At 73.4% G+C, this 3,993-nt stretch carries 4 protein-coding genes; 2 read left to right on the top strand and 2 right to left on the bottom strand.

Features of this window, described 5'->3' with window-relative positions:
* On the top strand, nt 1-1,054 hold a 1,054-nt coding region (locus HMPREF0731_RS08490; protein ID WP_007003669.1), incomplete at its 5' end, for a sensor histidine kinase.
* Nucleotides 1,051-1,410: a response regulator gene (locus HMPREF0731_RS08485; protein ID WP_007003668.1), complete on the top strand. Its 360-nt coding sequence runs from the start codon at nt 1,051-1,053 to the stop codon at nt 1,408-1,410. The genes HMPREF0731_RS08490 and HMPREF0731_RS08485, both read left to right, overlap by 4 nt.
* 49 nt (nt 1,411-1,459) lie before the next feature.
* Here HMPREF0731_RS08485 and HMPREF0731_RS08480 read toward each other — a convergent pair whose 3' ends face one another.
* Nucleotides 1,460-2,866, bottom strand: coding sequence for an amidase family protein (locus HMPREF0731_RS08480; protein ID WP_007003667.1), 1,407 nt, complete (start codon nt 2,864-2,866; stop codon nt 1,460-1,462).
* Nucleotides 2,867-2,961: 95 nt separating this feature from the next.
* Nucleotides 2,962-3,741 (bottom strand): SDR family oxidoreductase, encoded by a 780-nt coding sequence (locus HMPREF0731_RS08475; RefSeq protein WP_007003666.1) that lies wholly within the window; start codon nt 3,739-3,741, stop codon nt 2,962-2,964.
* Nucleotides 3,742-3,993: the final 252 nt, after the last annotated feature.

The raw sequence follows: 3,993 nt of genomic DNA, 5'->3' as shown, positions 1-3,993 counted from the left end.
CTCGCGCGCCGCGGCGGTGCAGGCCGCCGCCGCGCTCGCCGCCTCGGAGAGCCGCTTCCGCCGCTTCGCCGAGGCCAGCCCGGACGTGATGTGGATGACCGATCCCACCGGCCGGCAGCTCGACTTCGTCAGCCCCGCCTTCGAGCGGATCTGGGGCATCGCGCGGGAGCGGCTGATCGCGCAGCCGCTGCTCTGGCTGGAGGCGGTGCACCCGGCCGACCGCAACCGCGTCGAGACCGCCTGGCGCCAGGCCGAGCGCGATGGCAGCTTCGACGCCGAATACCGCATCCTGCGCCCGGATGGCGGCATGCGCTGGATCCGCGACATCGGCTTCCCGATGCTGGACGCGCAAGGGGTGATCGTGCGGCGCGGCGGGCTGGCGCGCGACATCACCGCCGCCAAGGCGGCCGAATCGCGCCAGGCGCTGCTGCTGGGCGAGCTGAACCACCGGGTCAAGAACACGCTGGCCACCGTGCACTCCCTGGCGCTGCAGACCGCCCGCACCGCCGGCGACAGCGCCGATGCCATGCCGCGCTTCCTGGCCGATTTCCAGGCGCGGCTGCTCACCCTCTCGCGCGGGCACGACCTGCTGACGGCGCGCACCTGGCGCGGCGCCAGCCTGGCCGACATCGCCCAGGCGGCGCTCGCCCCCTGGCAGTCGGCGGCGGCGGCGGAGGCCCCGGCGCGGCTCAGCCTGGAGGGGCCGGAATGCTGGCTGGCGCCGCGCCAGGCGCTGGGCCTGGCGCTGGCGCTGCACGAGCTGGCCACCAACGCCACGAAACATGGCGCCCTGTCGCGCCCCGAGGGGCTTGTCCAGGTGCGCTGGCAGGCCGAGGCGGGTAGCATGGTCCGCCTGACCTGGCAGGAAAGCGGTGGGCCGCCGGTGCGCGCGCCGACGCGCCGCGGCTTCGGCAGCCGGATGCTGGAGCGCGGCCTGCCGGCTGAGCTCGGCCCTGGCTCCTCGGTCGAGATGGAGTATGCGGAGCACGGGTTCCGGGCGGCGATCTGCTTCCGCCCGGCCAGCGGCCCGCAGGTGGAAGAGGAAACCGCATGAGCGGACTGAACGGGCGTCGCATCCTGGTCGTCGAGGATGAGGCGCTGATCGCGATGCTGGTCGAGGATGCGTTGCTGGAGGCCGGTGCCGCCGTGCTCGGCCCGGCCGCCACGGTGGAGGAGGCGCTGGAGCTGTTCGAGGCCGAGCGGCCCGAGGCCGCCGTGCTCGACATCAACCTGGCCGGCCAGGCCTCCACCCCGGTCGCCGACCGGCTGGTGGAGCGCGACGTGCCCTTCGTCGTCGCCACCGGCTACGGCGCCGCCGGCCTGCCGGAGCGCCACCGCCATGTGCCCGTGCTCGCCAAGCCCTACGACCCGCGCGACCTGATCGCCGCGCTGGAGCGCATCCTGCGCTGAGCGGCGGGCGGCGCCGGCCCGCCCGGCGCCGCCACAGCACCCGGCCGGCTCAGGCCGGCAGGGGAACCTGCTCCACCGGCAGGACCGGCGCGCCGCCGGCCTCGATCGCCGCCCCCGCCTGCAGCAGCAGGTCCTCGCGATAGCGCCCGGCCACCAGCTGCACGCCGACCGGGCCGCCGCCCGCCATGCCGGTGGTCACCGTCAGCCCGGGCAGCCCCATCAGCGGCTGGCCCACCTGCACCAGCTGCGATTCCAGCACCCGGTCGAAGCCCTCGGGCGAGGACACGTCGAGCTGGTCCGGGAAGGGCAGCTCGGCCGAGACCGGCAGCAGCAGCACCGGGTAGTTCCTCAGGAACATCTGCCATTGCCGCACGAAGCCCGCGCGCGCCTGCAGGATGTCCTGGAACTGGTCGAGGTCCGGCGCCGTCACCACCCGCGCCATCTGGGCCATGACGAAGCTGGCATCCGGATCGGCCTCGCGCTCGACCGCCGCGTTGCCGCTGCGGCGCGATTCGGCCATCCACAGCTGCAACTGCAGCCGCGCCGGCTCGCGCAGCGGCGGGCAGGGCGTCTCGACGATGCTCCAGCCCCGCTCCTGCAGCCGCAGCGCCGCGTCGCGCAGCGCCGCCTCGACCTCGGGCGCCGTCGCCAGCCCCTCGGGGCGGACGCAGAGCGCGGCGCGCTTCGGCATGGCCGGGCCGTCCAGCGGCGCCGGCACATACCAGGGGTCGCGCAGATCCTCGGCCATCATGGCGATCAGCCCGAGGCGGATATCGGCGATGCTGCGCGCCAACGGGCCGGAGACGGCCATGATCTGCGCGCCGATCGCCCGCTCCGGGCTGGAGGGGTTCCAGGCCGGCACCCGGCCGAGGCTCGGCCGCAGCCCGTGCACGCCGCAGGCATAGGCCGGGTAGCGGATCGAGCCCGCGATGTCCGTGCCATGGCCGATGGCGCCGATGCCCGCCGCCACCGCCGCCCCCGCGCCGCCCGAGGAGCCGCCCGGCGTCAGCGCGGGGTTGCGCGGGTTCAGCGTCGCGCCATGCAGCGTGTTGCGGGTGAACCAGCGCAGGCTGAAGGCGGGCGTGTTGGTGCGGCCGATGATCACCGCGCCGGCGCGGCGCATGTTGGCGACCACCGGATTGTCCTCGGCCGCCAGCAGGTCCTTCTGGATCTTCAGGCCGTTGGTGGTGGCCTGGCCCTTCTGGTCCACATTCACCTTGATGGTGACCGGCACGCCGGCCAGCGGCCCCACCGCCTCGCCGCGCGCCAGGGCGGCGTCCACGGCATCCGCCGCGGCCAGCGCCGCCTCCGGCATCTCCTGCACCACCGCGTTGATGGCGGGGTTCACCGCCGCCAGCCGCGCCAGCGCATCCTGCGCCACCTCCCGCGCCGAGACCTGCCGCGCCTTGACGCGCTCGGCGATCTCGCTGGCCGTCAGGCGCCACAACTCGCTCATGCCACCATCCCTGTGCGTTTTGGTGGGGGGAGTGTCGCGCCGGTTGGGGTGGGGTGAAAGCCCCCTTCGCGGAGCAAGGCGGCGGGCCGGCGCGGTCAGCCGGGTGAGGCCGCCGAGCCGGCCAGCAGGCCGCCATCGATGTTGACCTCCGTTCCGGTCAGGTAGGTCGCTTCGTCCGAGGCGAGCATCACGGCAATGGCCGCGACTTCCTCCGGCATGCCGAACCGCTTCAGCGGCGTGTCGGCGACGAGCGCCCGCATCCGGGTGTCCCGGTCCGGGCCGGTGCCCAGCATCGGCTCCCAGATGGGCGTGAGGATCGCGGCCGGGTGGATCGAGTTGCAGCGGATCGTCCAGCCCTGCTGCGCGCAGTAGAGCGCGACCGTCTTGCTGTGGTTGCGGATGGCCGCCTTGGACGACGCATAGGCCGCCGCGCCGGGGATGCCGACCAGCCCGGAGCGCGAGGATATGTTGATGATCGAGCCCGTCCCCCGGCCCTTCATCGCGCCGATCGCGTAGCGGCAGCCGAGGAAGGTGCCATCGAGATTGACCCGGTGAACCGCGCGCCAATCGGCGAGGCTGGCATGTTCCGGGTCGTGGGCCGCCGGGCCCGCCTCGAAGCCGGTCACGCCGGCATTGTTGACCACCACGTCGGCGCACGGGACGATGAACGCCAGGCGCGACCAGTCCTCCTCCTCGCGCACGTCGAGGGGCAGGAACCGGCAGCCGATCTCGGCCGCCGCCGCCGCCCCCGCCGCTGCGTCGATATCGGTGGCGATGACGATGGCCCCTTCCTCATGGAAGCGGGCCGCAATGGCGCGGCCGATGCCGCGCGCCGCGCCGGTGACGACGCAGGTCTTGTCGCTCAGTCTTTGCATGATGGTCCCGAAACCAGAGTCCAGACGGCGGATCGCTCCGCTGGCGCAGGCCTTTCCGCCTTAGCGGTGACGCTGGATCATTTCGGGAAAACTCCGGGGACGTGGCGCATGCTAGGGCCGGAGGCCGGTGGCGGCAACTCCGCCGGCGGAGACCAGGCCGGGTTTGGCCTTTCGTTCTTTTTTGAAAAAAAGAACCAAAAAACTTTTTCCAGTTTGCGTCCCGCCTGGGGCCTGCGGCGGGACGCCAAACGG

Origin of the sequence: Pseudoroseomonas cervicalis ATCC 49957, from assembly GCF_000164635.1 — a bacterium.
Taxonomy (GTDB): Bacteria; Pseudomonadota; Alphaproteobacteria; order Acetobacterales; family Acetobacteraceae; genus Pseudoroseomonas; species Pseudoroseomonas cervicalis.
This window is presented reverse-complemented; position numbering and strand designations above follow the sequence as displayed.